This window comes from Nostoc sp. (assembly GCF_036919815.1).
Classification (GTDB): domain Bacteria; phylum Cyanobacteriota; class Cyanobacteriia; order Cyanobacteriales; family Nostocaceae; genus Nostoc.
Window position 1 is genome coordinate 1 of the sequence record NZ_JBALCE010000074.1, and the last position, 16,827, is coordinate 16,827.

General features: G+C 44.0%; 16 protein-coding genes and 1 pseudogene. 8 read left to right on the top strand and 9 right to left on the bottom strand.

From position 1 onward, the window contains the following. Window positions 1-268: 268 nt before the first annotated feature. Window positions 269-1,411, bottom strand: a pseudogene (locus V7K15_RS17485) (BMP family ABC transporter substrate-binding protein). A 233-nt stretch (window positions 1,412-1,644) separates the two neighbouring features. Here V7K15_RS17485 and V7K15_RS17490 point away from each other — a divergent pair. The 4 genes from V7K15_RS17490 (at window position 1,645) to V7K15_RS17505 (ending at window position 3,845) form a co-directional block, all read left to right on the top strand. Continuing rightward, entirely contained in the window at window positions 1,645-1,815 is a 171-nt protein-coding gene (locus V7K15_RS17490) for a hypothetical protein (RefSeq protein WP_334907100.1), read from the top strand. A 246-nt stretch (window positions 1,816-2,061) separates the two neighbouring features. Then, entirely contained in the window at window positions 2,062-2,520 is a 459-nt protein-coding gene (locus tag V7K15_RS17495) for a hypothetical protein (RefSeq protein ID WP_334907103.1), read from the top strand. Window positions 2,521-2,954: 434 nt separating this feature from the next. Next, the gene (locus V7K15_RS17500) at window positions 2,955-3,701 is read left to right on the top strand and encodes a DNA-methyltransferase (protein WP_334907105.1); all 747 of its coding nucleotides are present in this window, start codon (window positions 2,955-2,957) and stop codon (window positions 3,699-3,701) included. A gap of 6 nt (window positions 3,702-3,707) precedes the next feature. Then, complete coding sequence (locus tag V7K15_RS17505; RefSeq protein WP_334907107.1) at window positions 3,708-3,845, top strand: hypothetical protein; 138 nt, start codon at window positions 3,708-3,710, stop codon at window positions 3,843-3,845. A gap of 42 nt (window positions 3,846-3,887) precedes the next feature. Here the strand turns inward: V7K15_RS17505 and V7K15_RS17510 are convergent, their stop codons facing one another. The 3 genes from V7K15_RS17510 to V7K15_RS17515 form a co-directional block, all read right to left on the bottom strand. Next, window positions 3,888-4,160 carry a hypothetical protein gene (locus V7K15_RS17510; protein ID WP_334907109.1) on the bottom strand — a complete coding sequence of 91 codons (273 nt, stop codon included), beginning with the start codon at window positions 4,158-4,160 and terminating at the stop codon, window positions 3,888-3,890. Between the two features lie 174 nt (window positions 4,161-4,334). Next, entirely contained in the window at window positions 4,335-4,466 is a 132-nt protein-coding gene (locus V7K15_RS30010) for a LexA family protein (RefSeq protein WP_442949685.1), read from the bottom strand. Window positions 4,467-4,937: 471 nt separating this feature from the next. Further along, complete coding sequence (locus V7K15_RS17515; RefSeq protein ID WP_334907111.1) at window positions 4,938-5,174, bottom strand: helix-turn-helix domain-containing protein; 237 nt, start codon at window positions 5,172-5,174, stop codon at window positions 4,938-4,940. 181 nt (window positions 5,175-5,355) lie between these two features. Between V7K15_RS17515 and cobJ the strand changes: the two genes are divergently transcribed. Then, window positions 5,356-7,083, top strand: coding sequence for a precorrin-3B C(17)-methyltransferase (cobJ, locus tag V7K15_RS17520; protein WP_334907113.1), 1,728 nt, complete (start codon window positions 5,356-5,358; stop codon window positions 7,081-7,083). Window positions 7,084-7,298: 215 nt separating this feature from the next. Here the strand turns inward: cobJ and V7K15_RS17525 are convergent, their stop codons facing one another. Together V7K15_RS17525 and V7K15_RS17530 are read right to left on the bottom strand one after the other, a co-directional pair. Then, window positions 7,299-10,214 carry a glycerol-3-phosphate acyltransferase gene (locus V7K15_RS17525; RefSeq protein WP_334907115.1) on the bottom strand — a complete coding sequence of 972 codons (2,916 nt, stop codon included), beginning with the start codon at window positions 10,212-10,214 and terminating at the stop codon, window positions 7,299-7,301. Between the two features lie 162 nt (window positions 10,215-10,376). Then, a complete protein-coding gene (locus tag V7K15_RS17530) occupies window positions 10,377-10,517 on the bottom strand; it encodes a hypothetical protein (protein ID WP_041565237.1) in 141 nt (46 codons plus the stop codon). A gap of 355 nt (window positions 10,518-10,872) precedes the next feature. Here V7K15_RS17530 and gatA point away from each other — a divergent pair, with 355 nt between their 5' ends. Further along, a complete protein-coding gene (gatA, locus tag V7K15_RS17535) occupies window positions 10,873-12,333 on the top strand; it encodes an Asp-tRNA(Asn)/Glu-tRNA(Gln) amidotransferase subunit GatA (RefSeq protein WP_334907117.1) in 1,461 nt (486 codons plus the stop codon). Window positions 12,334-12,421: 88 nt separating this feature from the next. Here the strand turns inward: gatA and V7K15_RS17540 are convergent, their stop codons facing one another. Next, window positions 12,422-12,880 carry a helix-turn-helix domain-containing protein gene (locus V7K15_RS17540; protein ID WP_334907119.1) on the bottom strand — a complete coding sequence of 153 codons (459 nt, stop codon included), beginning with the start codon at window positions 12,878-12,880 and terminating at the stop codon, window positions 12,422-12,424. A gap of 419 nt (window positions 12,881-13,299) precedes the next feature. Then, on the bottom strand, window positions 13,300-14,034 hold the full coding sequence (locus V7K15_RS17545) for an SDR family oxidoreductase (protein WP_334907121.1): 735 nt from the start codon (window positions 14,032-14,034) through the stop codon (window positions 13,300-13,302). 183 nt (window positions 14,035-14,217) lie between these two features. Here V7K15_RS17545 and V7K15_RS17550 point away from each other — a divergent pair, with 183 nt between their 5' ends. Together V7K15_RS17550 and V7K15_RS17555 are read left to right on the top strand one after the other, a co-directional pair. Beyond that, the gene (locus V7K15_RS17550) at window positions 14,218-15,156 is read left to right on the top strand and encodes an AraC family transcriptional regulator (protein ID WP_334907157.1); all 939 of its coding nucleotides are present in this window, start codon (window positions 14,218-14,220) and stop codon (window positions 15,154-15,156) included. 130 nt (window positions 15,157-15,286) lie between these two features. Further along, on the top strand, window positions 15,287-15,913 hold the full coding sequence (locus V7K15_RS17555) for a PadR family transcriptional regulator (RefSeq protein WP_334907123.1): 627 nt from the start codon (window positions 15,287-15,289) through the stop codon (window positions 15,911-15,913). 125 nt (window positions 15,914-16,038) lie between these two features. Here the strand turns inward: V7K15_RS17555 and V7K15_RS17560 are convergent, their stop codons facing one another. Beyond that, window positions 16,039-16,737 (bottom strand): HAD family hydrolase, encoded by a 699-nt coding sequence (locus V7K15_RS17560; RefSeq protein WP_334907125.1) that lies wholly within the window; start codon window positions 16,735-16,737, stop codon window positions 16,039-16,041. Between the last annotated feature and the right edge of the window lie 90 nt (window positions 16,738-16,827).

The window sequence follows — 16,827 nt, forward strand, 5'->3', positions numbered from 1 at the left end:
TTCTCAATAAAAACAGTTATTTCGCTGCGATCGCACCCCTAAATAGGTAATTTAGCACCCGAATTTTAAACACCTCACAAAATCGCATTGCTCCCGTCAAAGACTGGGAATGTCTATTAAGAGGGCTGCCGCCTCCCTTACCTGACTTCTCACGTCATCTGGAAAAACCAACTTGATAGTGCCGTACTTTTTGCTAACATACCCAAGATTAATTTTACTTACTTTAATTCTGTTTCTTAATTTTGAATTTTGAATTTTGAATTGCTTACTATAATTTCCCTTTGAGAAGTGAAGGGTCAATTCCCTCAACATACCAATCCATCGCCAGTTGTCTTTGATCATCCAACACCTTACCCTTTGGCACTCGCACCACCCCTTTTTGGTCTTTCACCGGGCCATCAAAAGGATGTGCAGTACCCTGAATAAACTGATCACGCTTCGCATTCACCAGTTCTTGCACATCAGCCGGAATTGCCTGATTCATCGGGGAAATATCCACCATTCCTTGACCAATGCCATCCCAAACCTCTTGAGACTTCCAAGTATTAGTCATTACAGCCAAGGCTGTATCTGTATAGAATTTGCCCCATTTGTTAATAGCTGATGTCAGGTGGGCTTTTTGACCAAACTTATTCATATCACTGTTGTAGCCAAGAGCATAAATGCCTTTTTCCTCAGCCAATTGGACAATAGCACCAGAGTCGGTATGCTGCGTTAGTATATCCGCACCTAAATTGACCAAAGCTTGAGCCGCTTCTCTTTCTTTAGCTGGATCGTATCAACTTTGTACCCAAAGTACCTTAACTTTTGCTTGGGGATTTGTTAGCCGCACTCCTTGGGTGAATGCACTGATTCCCCGAATTACTTCTGGAATTGGGTATGCGCCAATAAAACCAACTAGATTCGATTTTGTCATCTTACCAGCAATCATGCCGGTTAAGTAACGGGGTTCTTCAAAACGTCCCAGATAAGTGCCGACATTGGCAGCACGTTTGTATCCTGTACAGTGTTCAAAGACAACATCACCAAAGTCCTTGGCAACTTTAATTGTTGGGTTCATGTACCTGAAGGAAGTTGTGAAAATCAACTTGTTACCGTCTAATACTAGTTGGCGAATCACCCTTTGGGCGTCAGCACCTTCGTTGACATTTTCGACAAAGGTAGTTTTTACCTGATCTTGAAGATTGGCTTCCATGTCTCTGCGGCCTAAATCATGGGCATAAGTCCAGCCAAAATCACCGACAAGGCCGACATAAACAAATCCCACCTTGAGAGGTTCATTTACTGCCACAGGTGACGCTGAGGGAGACACCTCACCCGGCAATTTGGAATTTTTGCCTTGAACACAACTAGTTAAGGCAAAGCTAGATCCGGCTAAAGTGACATACTTTAGAAAATTCCGACGATCCATATTTTATCGATGGGATTTAGTTGCTGAAAAAGATTTTTCTGATTTCTAGTAGCGACAAACACGCTATTGACTCAATTTTAGCTCTTGTTTTTTGCCGTCAACTTACTTACAAAAGAAAGCAAATAATGGGGAATAAGGGAGTGGGCTTGCCGTGAGCGTAGCCGAATGGGAGTGAGAGATGAGGGAGAAGAATTAATAACCAATGTCCAATTTTACTAATCTGGAGGTTTTTAATGAATTTATTTGAGCTTTTGGCAGGGGAAGACAATCATCCAGCCTTAGTTACGCCTGGGGGGCGATCGCTAACCTATAAGCAAGTTCACATTTTGGATCAATTGCCTCGTGGTGCTACCGGGAAACTACAACGGTTGGCTATGGCGAAATTGCTGAACATAGGGCAGTAGGGAGATGAGCCTTGGAGATTGAAAGTTGAGGCTTAAGGCTTGTTTGAATTTATTGTTGCTAACTTACTTATCATCAGGTGACTAATTAAAATTACGGAATTGAAGAACCCAGTCCCACAGGTTGAATCTTGACTGTTAAAAATAATAAAGTAACAGAAATTTACTGCTTTTATGTTATGAGAAAAGTAATTTTGCCAAGAGGAAGCGATACACTAAGGGAAATTCCTTAAGGAAGCGTTAACGTTAATGGTACGGTCAAACGGGATTAAAAATGAAATGTCTGCACAGGAATTGCCCACAATTTCAGACAAAGATACACTGACAATTGAAGATTCGTCTGCACAGGAATTATCTACAATTTCAGACAAAGATACAGTGACAATTGAAGATTCGCCCGAAGATTCGCCCGAATCAGTGGAAGATGTCCAGGATATTGACGACATCTTGAACTCACTCAAAACCTTGCTGAGTACCCTAGAAAAGCTCCAAAAAGTCCGGCTGGAGGTGGGCGACATCAAACCGTTGATTGGACGGATGCTTGATGGGGAACTGGTTGCTGGTGATGAACTTGAGCAACTTAAGGCAGGTGTGAGTAGTCTTTCTCGTCTTGTTCGTGCTTATAATGACCATCAAGCAGCGTTGGCTAAAGCACAACCTGCTAGAAACTTGCTAGATCAAGTGCTTAAGGAGCGTAAAGCTAATTGAAACAAGAAGCGATGTCTACGATGGTCACTGAGCTTTGTCGTTCGCACAGAGTCTCGTAGAGAAGTGCGGGCTACGCCTAATTATTCAAACGCGTAGACGCAGAGCGGCTTGTCGTCAGATATCGCTGTAAACTGAATATCTACTTATACCAATTCTGTATGAAGATGCGCCAGACTATATGAGGAACGAACCGCAAAGGGCGCAAAGGACACAAAGAAAGAAAGAAATAAGAAGCTAAGAAAATTTAGCACAGCCTTAGCGCAGCCTCACAAATAAATGGTATTACTATTGATATTTTTCTTAATAATTGGCTTATAACCTATTTTAGGTTATATTTCCGAAAGTCTAGTATTACTTGCAAGGTAGGTATCGTAATGAAGACTAATAAAGAGAATCTACCGTTAGACCAGATTCTCTTATAGGATAGCTTACAAGTGCTCAGGAATCTACCAGATGAATGTGTTGACTTAGTTGTATCCTCTCCACCTTATAATCTAGGCAAAGAATACGAATCAAGGCAAGCTCTTGAGATTTATTTGGCAGAACAAACAGCCGTTTTGCTTGAATGTAGCCGGATTCTCAAAAATACAGGTTCGCTATTTTGGCAAGTTGGTGCTTTTTCTGACCGAGGAATGCTGATTCCTCTGGATATTCGCTTTTTTCCGATTTTAGAGTCATGCAGATTAATTCCTCGCAACCGAATTATATGGGCTAGGCAACATGGTCTTCATGCCCAGAAAAAGTTTTCTTGTAGACATGAAACTATTCTTTGGTTTACTAAATCGGATAACTATAAATTTAATCTAGATACTATTAGAGTTCCGCAAAAGTATCAAAATAAGAAACATTATCGGGAAAATCGGAAAGGTGAACTTTCATGTAATTCAGAAGGGAAAAATCCTGGTGATATTTGGCTATTTCGGAATGTTAAACACAACCATGAAGAACAAACTATACATCCCTGCCAATTTCCAGAAGACTTGGTAGCTCGAATTATATTGGCTACAACTAACAAAAATGATATTGTTTTAGATCCATTTATGGGTTCTGGTACTGCGGCAGTGGTTGCGAGAGATCATGAACGCCATTTTATCGGGTCAGAAATTGAACCAAAATATCATCAAGTTGCGTTGCATCGTCTTAGTGGCAATCCAGATAAAAATGGTTGTTTTCCAAATTGAAAAACATTGCGCGATTATGTTGAAAAAACTGGTCAATCTATTGATAAATTTAAGTTTGATCTGCAAGTAGGAAATAAAGCTTCAGAACGCAGCAAAGCAAAAATTTATCCAGAAGAGTATCACTTGCAAGAAATGGAAGATTGACCAAGCCGAACGGGAAATTTGCTATCTTACCTCATCTCCTAGCTAGGCTCGATGCGTACTCCCTGCCTTCACCACCGACTCATTCATAGCATCAATTGCTTTATTTAGCGTCGTATGCCTAGCCTGTTCCACTTGCATCGCCGCATTTAATGCCATTACCTCCGCGTTCGTTTTTTTCAGGTCTGATAGTGCATCCCATAGTTGTATACCACCAGAAATTGTGGCAGCAGATTCATCGGTCAGGTCTTCTACCCCGTCTTGTAAGGTGTCGACTGTGTAGAGAGCGTTGATTTGCTTGTTGATGTTGGACATCATTTTTCTCCTTGATTTGAGATTGTTGTTTGAACTGAAGTTAAGCTTGTTTGCCTTCTGTTTTTAGAATAGAAATTCAACCGGGAATAGGCATCTGAAAAACGTCTCGATCTCACATCAACGAAATATATAGATTCACTCTTACTTTCGTTGATTGCACTACACTTGTAGATAAAATTAGGGGAGTAAGTGTAGCGGCTTGCAATCATCGAGGCTCTTATCTATGATCACCAAATCACCATCCACGATGCCCGCGCCTTGCATGGAATGACCACTGACCCGCATGATGAACGTGGCAGCAGGCAGGATTGCGGATCAAGTAGCCGGATAAGTCAATTTCATCCTCAAGATAGTCTTGAGCGGGCGACGGAAACCCCCCAGGAAGAGGGTTTTCGATGACATGCAGCACGCACGCAGAGGCACAAGCGAAAACGGGATGCATCGTGGGAGATTTCTGCAACATAGAGACTCCAGCAATAGTTTGATTACGCATCATTTTCAAAGAGGAAATTGCAGGAAAAGGCTTTAATGGTACTTAGGACTTACGCATTGACAGAAAGACAATTATGTAAATATGTAACCTTCTTTCTTACATGCTTCTGTGACTGCGATATTTCCTGTTTGGCTCACAGCTACAAGAATAAATCCAAGTCAGCTAAGAAAGCATCGTCATGAGCGGAAACTACATTTCCAATTTGGGAAATAGGAGCGAGGGAAAACTTCTTAACCCTACAAGTAGCGCTCATGCATACTACCGTCTATTTGTATAGTGCGTAAGTCCTAGTACTTTAACAGTTCTTCGATAAAAGCAAGCGGATCTATTTCAAGGACTTGGGCAATTTGTAAAAATTCAATCACGTCAAGACCACGCTCTCCACGTTCATACTTTGATACATAAGATTGCGGAAGCTTTAGCTTTGCCGACAATTCTGCTTGAGTGAGCTTGGCAGTTCTGCGGGCTTCGATAAGTAGCTGACGAAACCGATTGTACTCTTCGCTGAAAACTGATTTAGGCACTTTAGCTTGCCTTTTTTCTGGCGATGGTTTATCCGATCTCCATGAGAGTTATGACATATTGCTGAACTCAGTTAAATTCTAAAACCTAATATCGGATAAACCCAAAATAGGTTTTTGAGCATACATATCTAAATCTGTGCTTTCATTTAATATCCTTCAAATGAAAGCAAGATATCTACTTATGTTGATGAACGTTGCACCCGCGATTATAGTACTAGGTCAAAATAGCGTCACAGTAGCACGCAAAATAATCACAGTCCTACCAGGGGCGACGCTATACGGTCTAGCGGGTCGCACATCTGGAGTTGATATCAGCTTTACTAATTTTGGCGAGACGTTGCGCGAGTTATTTGTCCAGGGAACGCCGTTGATTGGCATTTGTGCCGCCGGCATTTTAATTAGAACTCTAGCGCCCGTAATCTCGGATAAACGACAGGAACCACCAGTGCTAGCTGTGGCTGAAGATGGTAGTGCTGTTGTCCCCCTCTTGGGCGGACTTGGTGGGGTAAACGATTTGGCACGCCGCATTGCCGAAGCCCTTGATGTCAAACCTGCAATTACGACCACAGGCGATTTACGTTTGGGCACAACGCTGTTGTCTCCTCCCCCTGGATACCATTTAGCAAACCCAGACGATGCGAAGAAATTTATCTCAGATTTGCTAGCCGGGGCACAAGTCAAGTTAGAAGGCACAGCGCCTTGGTTGAGCGATCGCAAACTACCCATAGATCCACAGGGAGATTTGACCATTCAAGTTACAGAACGCTTGGTGACTCCCCCAGCCAACTGTCTTGTCTACCACCCAGCAACGATCGCGATCGCAATTAGTGACATCATTGATGATCCAGTAGCTTTAGTACAGCAGCTACTAGCTGATGCCAAACTAGAAAGAGCATCAGTCGCCGGGATATTTGCACCCATCACTGCTGCTACCGATCCCGCAATCCACGCCGTAGCTAGCGCCTTGGGAGTGCCTGCCCGCTTTTTTACCCCAAATCAGCTAGAAAGTCTGTTATCACAAGGTTATAGCCCCGCCCAAGCCGCAGCAATCGCCGCCACAGGCACATCTGTCTTATCTTCTTTATCCCCCCACGTTGCGATCGCTATTGCCTCTCAACCAATAGACCCCAACACCATCGGTCAGCCACGCGGACGGTTAGCGATTATTGGCACGGGCCCTGGTGGATCGCAGTGGATGTCTCCCGAAGTGAAAGAGATACTCAAGTCGGCAACTGACCTAGTGGGTTACAAAACTTATTTGGATTTAGTCGGTTCTCTGGTTGATGGCAAGCAACGGCATGAGTCCGACAACCGCGAAGAAGAAGCACGGGCAAAAATGGCCCTTGATTTGGCAGCATCTGGGCGATATGTAGCCGTAGTTTCATCTGGTGACCCCGGTATCTATGCAATGGCAACAGCAGTTTTTGAGGTATGCGATCGCTATGCCAAACCCGAATGGGAAAGTATCGACATTCATGTGGCACCAGGCATCTCTGCTATGCAAGCAGCAGCAGCAGCGATTGGTGCGCCCCTTGGACATGACTTTTGTGCTATTTCCCTTTCTGATATCTTGAAACCTTGGTCTGCGATCGCACAACGAATTACTGCTGCTGCTGAGGCTGATTTCGTCATTGCTTTCTACAATCCTGTTTCCAAAGAGCGGACTTGGCAACTAGCAGAAGCAAGAAATATTTTGCTGCGACATAGAACACCGGATACACCGGTAGTGTTGGCACGGAATCTCGGTAGACCAGGACAGACCGTGAAAGCGATCGCACTTGAGGAGTTAGTACCAGCCGCCGCCGATATGCGGACAATTATTCTGGTTGGTTCCACAAAAACCAGAACCATCAAGCGCCGCGATGGTAATATCTGGGTTTATACGCCGCGTCGCTATACCGAACAGTAGGTATATTAACAATATTCAAACGGCTTACTAGCACACGCTGGAGTGTGGCGGTGTTTACGAGCTTCTGAGTTAAGGTGAATTCTAGTAATAAATTTACCATAGCCGTTGGTCTCGACTTCTGGCAGAGAAGTCAAAACTCGTCAACATGGTATTTTTTTAATCAGAAATCACCTAAGCGGAAGGATGTTCTGGCAAGTTTTTCACAGAAGTAGTAATCATTCCGGTCTCAAATCGTTAGATAATTCCACAATACCCCTAGACCCATCAATCCTTACCCGTTGACCATCTTGTAAAAGCCATGTAGCGCCTCGAACATCCATCACTGCGGGAATCCCATATTCACGAGCAACGATCGCACCGTGAGAAAGCCGTCCACCAACTTCGGCAATTAATCCTCCAGCCCTTAATAAAAAAGGTGCCCAGCCGGAATCTGTGTAAGGTACTACCAGAATCGTATCTCGGTCAATCTCCGGTACGTTTTGTAAATTTCGCAACACCTTCACTCGGCCTTCAACTTGTCCCGGACTGGCTCCAATACCTTGTAAGATTTGGTCAGAGTAGAGCAGAGAGGGGGCTAAGGGGTGAGGGGGTGTATTGCCGTAGACTAAAAGGGGTACTTGAATGATCTCGCTATCTTTGAGGAATTGCGATCGCCTCAATTTCACTAACTCATCCAACTGCTGAATTAACCTGGAATCTCTACCCGCAATTAGACGTTGCACTTCATCAAAGTTTAGAAAAAAGATATCTCCTGTTTTCTTAAGTAAGCCGGACTTTAACCAAATCTTCTCTAAAGCGACAAAACTCCAACGCAATTCAGCTAAAAGCCGAGAATAAACTTCGGTAACTCGTCCTTTGATATCCACACGCCGTTGCACAAAAGAGCGTTTGCCTTTACCAGCAAAGATGCTATTAATCGCGTCTTTAGCGCCTGATTGTGGTTCATTACCCTGCATTAACTGCACAAACATCTGCTTAATCATCTGGGGATTCTCCCGCCAAGTCGGAACGGAAATATCAGTTCCCACTTCACTTAAATAGCCGTAATCCTGAAGCAATTCGTCAAATTCTTGCAGGATTTTCTCTCCCTCTGGGGTTTGCTTTAATTGCTCAAATACCTGCTGTGGCTCAAATTCAAGCAATACTTGCTTGGCATCTGTAGCTATTGCACTGAGCGATCGCAATGCCGCGATCTCTGGGGTGACGCTGTGATCAATTTGCCCATCCTTCACCCGAAAAATCCCCTGGCGGAGGGCAGCACTCAAGGGAGCAAGAATGCTGTAATATGTTCCTTGACGCAGCAACTCCAGAATAAAGTCAATTCTTAACAACAGCTTGGATGGTTCCAAGTTATCTATATCTGACTGCGCCAACTGCGACAACCCAGGAATGAACAGTTTATGATAATCCCGCTTGAAGTCTTTTTCTAAACTTAATTCCCGCTTCAGCAACTTTCCTAGTCCTGGCAAATTTTCCCAGGTTGACTCCCAAGACGGCTTACTTAATTTAGCTCCTCTGGTTAAAAATTCCAGACTTTCGGACGGCAGTCCCATGCGGAGAAAAATGTTCCCTAAGAGGGATGCGTTAAAGTAGGCTCTGGAATAATGGAGAGTTGCTGTTTCGGCAAAATCTAACCCCAAGGCGCGATCGCCTAAAACTAAAGTAAAAAGTTTTCCCCAAGCTCCACAAGTTAAGGGACGATTAATTGACCATGTTAAGGGGTGAATTACTCCGGGAATCACTTCGGCGGCGATTTTGCGTGTCCACATGGGTAGTAGAGTGGTGATCGGTCGAGATTGCAACACCCAAAGCGTTTGACCGTCGTAACTCCACTCTATATCTTGAGGAGTGCCATGATAACGTTTTTCGAGTCGGTAGGCTAAGTATGCAACTTGCTTGATTAATGCTTGTGGTACTCGTCCTTCACCCTCTAATTGCACAGAGGAAGAATTTTCTGTTTCCAGGACAAAAGCGCGATATTGTTCTGGTGTGACTTTTCCCGAAACGACTTGCGTCGGGCTGCCTGGAAGGGCTTCGATGATGATCGCATCACTTTGCTGGGTAATGGGATCGCGGCTGAAAGCGACACCAGAAAATACACTTTGGACTTGTTGTTGAATTAACACAGCCATTGCTGAGTCATTTAAGCCGCGATCGCGCCGATATTGCACGGCAGATGGCTGATTATAGGAAGCTTGAACTTGGGCGATCGCTGACTGCAATCTCTCTGGGCTGGTAACATTTAAAACTGTTTCATACTGCCCAGCCGCAGAAGCCTGTTCTGAGTCTTCTCCAATGGCAGAAGAACGCACCACCAAAGGGGATAATTCTGATGGCTGGAGAAATTCTGTCAACAGTTCTGGATCATCGATTGGGGCAAGTACCCACCCCTTTGGGACTGGATAGCCCCAGCGCTTAATTTGAGATAATGTCGCCGCCTTTTCTCCGACAATCGCAGCATCCAACTCTTCATCTAGAGAAACCATTGCGCGTTGGCGTAGCCCGTCGTAGACATCGCCGCGTAGAAATTCCAACATCGCTTGCGATTCTGTTTGTCCCTCTTGGGTTGGCAGGTTCATGTCATCAGGAATTTTTTTATAAATCCAGCCCATTAAAGCAGCTAAGGCAACAGCAGCAAGCATTCTGGGAATATCGCTAATGTGCAGAAGTGCCACAAACAGAGGAAACAGAAGCAAAACCCCAAATTTGACTACCTGTCTTGATTGCAGAATTGCAAAGCTAATACCTGCAAAGAAAAATACAAATATTGCCACCAGTGGATCATGTACGACAAATCCCCAGACAACATTTGTCGTACCTGCCCCTCTGCCTATCCAATATCTACCGATTACCAGAGCGATCAGGGCAATCAATTCCCAAGACGAGCCATCTGGGAAGAAAATGCGAGTGAGCAAGACTGCTGCAACTCCTTTAAACGCTTCTGACAAGATTGCCAGAATTCCGACAAACCTACCGCCATGATAAAAGGCAGCTGATACAGTAATGTTTCCTGTACCAACTTGTGATAATTGCTTGCGCGTAAGCGCGTAAGTAATCCATCCAATCAGGGGTAATCCGCCCAAGAGGGGGCAGGCAATTAAAATAACTAACACACCCCAAGGTTCAAACATTCGGGATTTTGGATTTTAGATTTAAATTTTCCATCTAAAACCTCAAATCTAAAATAATTAAGTTTTTCTGAAATTTTTGATGGTTATTACTAGTTGCTGAATGGACACTTGGCTACGACGGAAACCGTTTAAGACAAGTGTCCTTCTCGGCTACTAATGATTTTAGTTTAGCGCATAGGCAGCTTGCAGCGCCCAGATGATCAGAGCCGCGATCGATCCCAGAAGCAACACGGTAGAGATAGTGACTACTTTTGGGGAATCTGCACCCTCAAATTTCATAATTCCGCGATTTAAGTCGGACACAGCTTTCTAATCCTCTTGTGTTGGAGCATGAAATATTTGTCCGTTTTGATTGTAGTCTTTCTATTTACGGATGATGTTAAATTCCTAATATTCTTTTGTTTAAGCTTGGGAATTTTTCCATCACCACTAGAACTTACTTCTCCAGAGGTATTAGTCCTATTTTTACAATGATGGAGAGTGGGGCATAGGGCATGGCGTATAGGGCATGGGGAATGGGGATAAGGAGGATAGTAACAAAGGGAACAAAGGGAACAAGGAAAGAGTTTCTTTCTCAATGCCCAATGCCCAATGCCCCATACCCAATTTCGGTCAATATGTACTAAAATCAATCACTTGAGTCACAAAGAGAGCAATCATGGCATCCATCCGCGAGTTGCACCAACAACTGGTTAAAAAAGAACGTTCTGCCGTTGAAATTACCCAAGAGGCTTTAGAGCGTATTCAAGCATTAGAGCCGAAATTGCACAGCTTTTTATGTGTGACGGCAGAACGGGCATTAGAGCAGGCGGGTGCTGTGGATGCCAAAATTGCTGCGGGAGAAGAAATTGGGCTGCTAGCAGGGATTCCAGTGGGGATCAAGGACAATTTATGTACCAAGGGAATTCCTACCACCTGCGCTTCCCGGATTTTGGAAAATTTCGTGCCGCCTTATGAATCAACGGCGACGCAAAAACTGGCAGATGTTGGGGCAGTAATGGTAGGCAAAACCAACTTGGATGAGTTTGCAATGGGTAGTTCCACCGAAAACTCCGCCTACCAAGTCACGGCTAATCCTTGGGATTTGTCACGAGTTCCAGGTGGTTCTTCTGGGGGTTCTGCTGCTGCGGTGTCAGCCCAAGAATGTGTGGTTGCTCTTGGTTCTGATACTGGCGGTTCGATTCGCCAACCTGCATCTTTTTGCGGTGTGGTGGGAATGAAACCGACTTATGGTTTAGTTTCTCGTTATGGTTTGGTGGCTTACGCTTCCTCTTTGGATCAAATTGGGCCATTTGCAAACACAGTGGAAGATGCGGCAATATTATTAAGTGCGATCGCAGGTCATGATCCCAAAGACTCTACTAGCCTGAAAGTTGCCATTCCCAACTACGCCGCCAGCTTAAAACCAGACTTGAAATCCAGACGTCACCTAAGAATTGGGATCATTAAAGAAACTTTTGGTGAAGGGTTGGACTCTGTAGTGGAACAAGCTGTTACTAAAGCAGTAGATCAACTACAGAGTTTGGGAGCAGAGATTCAGATAGTATCCTGTCCCCGGTTTCGCTATGGCTTACCCACCTACTACATCATCGCCCCATGCGAAGCGTCAGCAAACCTGGCTCGTTACGATGGCGTTAAATATGGGTATCGCGCTCCTGATGCGGATAATCTGCTATCGATGTATACTCGTACCCGTGCCACTGGTTTTGGTACAGAAGTTAAACGCCGGATTATGATCGGCACTTACGCACTTTCGGCTGGCTATTATGACGCCTACTACTTGAAAGCCCAAAAAGTCCGCACCCTGATTAAACAAGACTTTGAAAGAGCTTTTGGCGCGGTTGATATCTTAGTTTGTCCCACATCTCCCACTACAGCATTCAAAGCAGGGGAAAAAACTACTGACCCCTTGAGTATGTATTTAACTGACTTAATGACTATTCCGGTGAATCTTGCTGGTTTACCTAGTTTAAGTTTGCCATGTGGTTTTGATGATCTAGGACTACCGATAGGATTACAACTAATTGGCAATGTGCTGCGAGAAGACCAACTGTTTCAGGTAGCTTACGCTTATGAGCAATCCACTACTTGGCATCTGCGTAAACCGCAAATATCTTGAAAATTGTCATTAGTCATTAGTCATTTGTCATTTGTCATTTCTCCCCCTGCTTCCCCTGCTTCCCTACTCCCCTACTCCCCACTCCCCTTCATTGATTAGGAACCATTGACTGTTGAATATTGACTTCTGGAGTCAGGGATTTAGATGTAATTCCTCGTGGATTAAGTGTATAAAAAAGACCAGTAGATGCAGCTATTAATAAAAGAATGTAGGTAACAACAAGAGGTATGTATGTATTTGTTTTATTGTCTAAATTCTGATGATCATTATTGGAGTCTTGGCGGACAACATTGCTTATAAGAGCATGTGATAAAGCATTTCCATCCAGTCCTAAAGCATCTCCATAGCGACGGATGAATCCTTGAACAAAAATAGGCTCAGGCAATTCTTCAAATCGTTCTTCTTCTAAAGCCTGCAAAACACCTGCTCGAATCAGTGTTTGAGAGGCTATTTCTTCTATGCGGATGGATTTTTCTTGTCTTACTTGTCGCAACTGTGTAGTTATTTCTTTTAGCTGCTCTACTTGAGCTTGGTTTAAGAGCGTCACAGTCTTCTCCTCTAGGGGCTAATTCTACTATTCATTGAGAAGACTTAAATGTGCATACGTATTTTTACTGAATAATTGATTTTAGTGAATTTTTTTGAGAATGGTTTAAGCCTAGATTTTTAAATGCTAAAGCTGCTATGAGTAAGTAATTTTACTGTTTTAATACATACTTTTTAAATAAAAGTTTAGAGCAAAAAAGTTAATAAGCTGCAATTTCTAATACAAGTATCGTCTCAACTGCTACTCTGGGCTGGGATAATTGCAGCGATCGCTCTTACCAAAAGAGAGAGTGGGGAGTAAGAATTTTAGATTTTGGATTAAAGAATTGAAATTTAATCCAAAATCCAAAATTGAATTGCCCAATGCCCACTTCCCCTTCAATGTGCGATCTGTCTATTTATTATGGATATTCTCCAGCGTTAGAATGAGCTTGCCGTCGGGCGGATAATCACTTCATTGACATCGACATCATCCGGCTGGGAAACGGCAAACAAAACCGCTCTAGCGATCGCTTCCGGAGTGAGGGCAGTTTTGCGGAGTTCTTTCAAGTAGCCTTTTGCTGACTCCTCCGTGATATCACAGCCGAGTTCAGTCTCAACCACGCCAGGGGATATTATTGTCACGCGAATATTTTTCGATTCTTGACGTAATCCATCGGATATGGCCCAAACAGCATATTTTGTCGCGGAATAGACTGCGGTAGTAGGGCCCACCATATGCGCGGCGATAGACGCGGTATTGATAAACTGTCCACCGCCTTGCGCTTCCATGATCGGCAAACCCGCAGCAATACCATTCAACACGCCGTGGATGTTCACATTAATCATGTTGTCCCACTCCTCGACTTTCAGGGCATTCATCAGCGATAGGGGCATCACCCCTGCATTGTTAAAGATGACATCGACGCGACCAAACTTATCTTTGGCGAAGTGAATGAACGCTTTCATATCCTCACGATTGGCAACATCCACCGCTTTGAATTCCGCTGTATTACCCTGGTTACGGATCTCCTCGATAATCTTTTCTAGCTTTTGGGTACGCCGTGCCCCTAAAACAACGTTTGCACCGTTTTTGGCGAGTAACTTAGCGGTGGCTTCACCGATGCCGCTACTGGCTCCAGTGATCGCAATGACTTTATTTTCTACGTTTAACATGGTTATTTTCTCCTCTGTTGAGGTTGATTTGAATTTTGGATGTGTTCATCGTATGAGTAAGCGCAAAGGTTTGGAATACACAGACCTCGCGCTTTATTGCCTAATTCTCCAAATCAAGGTTTTATGGATTGATATCGATGTTCTACAATGCTTAAAAAAGGATGATTAAATTAATCGAAAAACATCGTGGCGATCAAAATCATCAACCAAGTCATAAACCAAAGTGCGATCGCTCATCAATGTCAAGAATTGGCGGCGCTAGTAACTCATCACACCAATAGCAAAGGGGACGGTTTTCATAAAACAGCTATTGAGCAGCTGGAATTTCAGCGAGAATCTTCTGCTTCCACCACACTACAGGGTGTCTGCGAACCTATCTTCGCCATCCTTGTTCAGGGCAAAAAGGAAGCGTTGCTGGGTGAGGAAACCTATCGTTATGGCGCGGGTCAATATCTGGTCGTCTCAGTTGATTTGCCATTGAGCGCGTTTATTCTTGAGGCAACCCCAGACCAACCCTATTTAGGATTCAAGCTGAATCTAGATCCACGTCAACTCTGCGATATTATTACTGCTCAAACTAGTGTGATTGAGGGTAAGAAGAAGAACTCTATCAGAGGCTTATTTGTCAGCACGGTCGATACACCATTGCTCGATTGTGCTATGAGACTGACACGGCTTTTGGATACGCCGCAGGATATCCCGATCCTAGCGCCGATGATTATCCGCGAAATCTATTATCGCCTTTTAATGGGTGAACAGGGGGAAGCTGTCCGCCAGATTGCGACATCTGGCAGCAACATGCAGCGCATCGCCGAGGTGATAAAACTCATCAAGGGTGATTTTACAAAGCCGATGCGGGTTGAGGAGCTAGCTGGGCAGGCAAGTATGTCTCCTTCATCTTTTCATCACCATTTCAAGTCAGTGACATCAATGAGTCCGCTTCAATATCAAAAGCAATTAAGACTATTAGAAGCACGTCGCCTGATGCTTGCCGAAAACTCCGATGCGGCTAATGCTGCCTATCAGGTGGGTTATGAGAGCCAATCACAGTTCAGCCGCGAATATTCCCGCATGTTTGGTGCGCCGCCGATCAGGGACATTGAACGTTTCCGCACAGCCTGAGCGTAGACCTGTATCAGCTTTGCATTGGCACAATTGCTTACTTCATAAATCTTCATCAAAATTCTATTCCGATATATCGTGATATATCAAAAATATCCTATAGTAGAGAAAGTTGATTTGAGATTCATTTATGTTTAGACACTTTCGGTCACAGTTGGGCGTACCTGCATGGGCAGGAGTTAGCGAAGATGATTTATTGCTTGTGAGGTCTTGGTTTGGGCATGGCAAGGATCATGGTAGAGATCATGGCAAACACTTGGGTAATGAAATGTTTGGTCGTGGTTGGGGAGATGAACATCGGACTCGTCGGGGTGACATCAAGTTCATCCTGCTGGAATTGTTATCCGAGCATCCTAGTCATGGTTACGATCTGATTAAAGAGATGGAAACTCGTTACGGTGGTTTCCGTCGCCTCAGTCCTGGCTCAGTGTATCCAACACTGCAATTGCTGGAGGAAGGTGGTTATCTCAAGAGCGCCCAGGAAGGTGGTAAGCGGATTTACACGATTACGGATGAGGGTAGACAATTATTGGCAGAACGTGCCCAACAGCAAACTTCAGACTCTCCTTGGGATAGTTTTAAAACTTTCGTGACAGGCAAGCCCCAAGAGTTTATTGAGTTACGAAATGCCGCAACAGAATTAGCTGCTGTAGTGGTGCAGGTTGCTCGTAGTGGCAATATGGAGCGAATAAATCGGGTGCGTGAGCTTTTAGAGCAAGTTAAACGGGAAATTTACGCGATTTTGGCTGAAAAATGAGTTAGGACTTAGAATACAGTTGAGTCGAATATAGACAGACCTAACAAGAACAGCCCCTTCACTTGTACGGAAGGAGAGTAAGATTCAAAGTCTCTCTGCTTTTAGAAGAGAGATCAGATCGATTGCTATAGGGTTCTGTTGACTAATGAAGCGATCGCACTTAAATCTGGCTCGATGAGTGAGTTGAGCAATGTCCACAACTGCAAATCAGTAAAATCTGGAATTGCCATAAATGCGCCGACTGACTGCAAAACTTGCGGATCGTGGGTCGATGCTATGCCAATGGTGCGGATATCTGCGCTCACCGCAGAACGAATACCAGAGGGAGAGTCTTCTAAGGCGATCGCTTCTTCTGCTGTAATTGCCAACTTCTTCAGGGCAACTTCATAGGGTGCAGGGTCAGGCTTACCTGCAATACAATCATCCGCTAAAACAACTGTATGGAAAGCTTCTTTTATTCCCAAAACCTCTAGCATAAATTCTGCATTTAATCTAGGGGCATTAGTTACTAATGCACGTTTTAACTGATGTGTATCTGTCCATTCTAGGAGTTGAGAAAATCCACTCAGAGGTTTGAGATTAGAGGCGAGTTTACGGAAAAGCGCCTCTTTTTCGTCTGCAAATTTTTGCCCTTCTGCTGCTGATAATTGTGGCAGAATATCCTTAACAATTTCTGGATTTAGTCCCCCACTAATTCGGGATTTATAAAATGTCTCGTCAATTTCTATGCTATAATTTAACAGCATTTCCTGCCAAGCTCGGTAGTGTATGGGGTCAGTGTTGACAATAGTGCCGTCTAGGTCAAAGAGAATTGCAGCCAGCATGATTTTTTGGTAAAATGTAAATAATTGTTAACTTTATTTAAATAGTTTACATTGTTTTTTTGTCCTTAGTGATTGTTCCTTTGTCAGTAG

Bases quoted from the DNA above. Each gene is read 5' to 3' on its own strand.
- V7K15_RS17490 (WP_334907100.1), top strand. From the start codon at position 1,645: ATGAATTTATTTGAGCTTTTGGCAGGGGAAGACAATCATCCAGCCTTA.
- V7K15_RS17495 (WP_334907103.1), top strand. From the start codon at position 2,062: ATGGTACGGTCAAACGGGATTAAAAATGAAATGTCTGCACAGGAATTG.
- V7K15_RS17510 (WP_334907109.1), bottom strand. From the start codon at position 4,160: ATGATGTCCAACATCAACAAGCAAATCAACGCTCTCTACACAGTCGAC.
- cobJ (WP_334907113.1), top strand. From the start codon at position 5,356: ATGTTGATGAACGTTGCACCCGCGATTATAGTACTAGGTCAAAATAGC.
- V7K15_RS17525 (WP_334907115.1), bottom strand. From the start codon at position 10,214: ATGTTTGAACCTTGGGGTGTGTTAGTTATTTTAATTGCCTGCCCCCTC.
- gatA (WP_334907117.1), top strand. From the start codon at position 10,873: ATGGCATCCATCCGCGAGTTGCACCAACAACTGGTTAAAAAAGAACGT.
- V7K15_RS17545 (WP_334907121.1), bottom strand. From the start codon at position 14,034: ATGTTAAACGTAGAAAATAAAGTCATTGCGATCACTGGAGCCAGTAGC.
- V7K15_RS17555 (WP_334907123.1), top strand. From the start codon at position 15,287: ATGTTTAGACACTTTCGGTCACAGTTGGGCGTACCTGCATGGGCAGGA.
- V7K15_RS17560 (WP_334907125.1), bottom strand. From the start codon at position 16,737: ATGCTGGCTGCAATTCTCTTTGACCTAGACGGCACTATTGTCAACACT.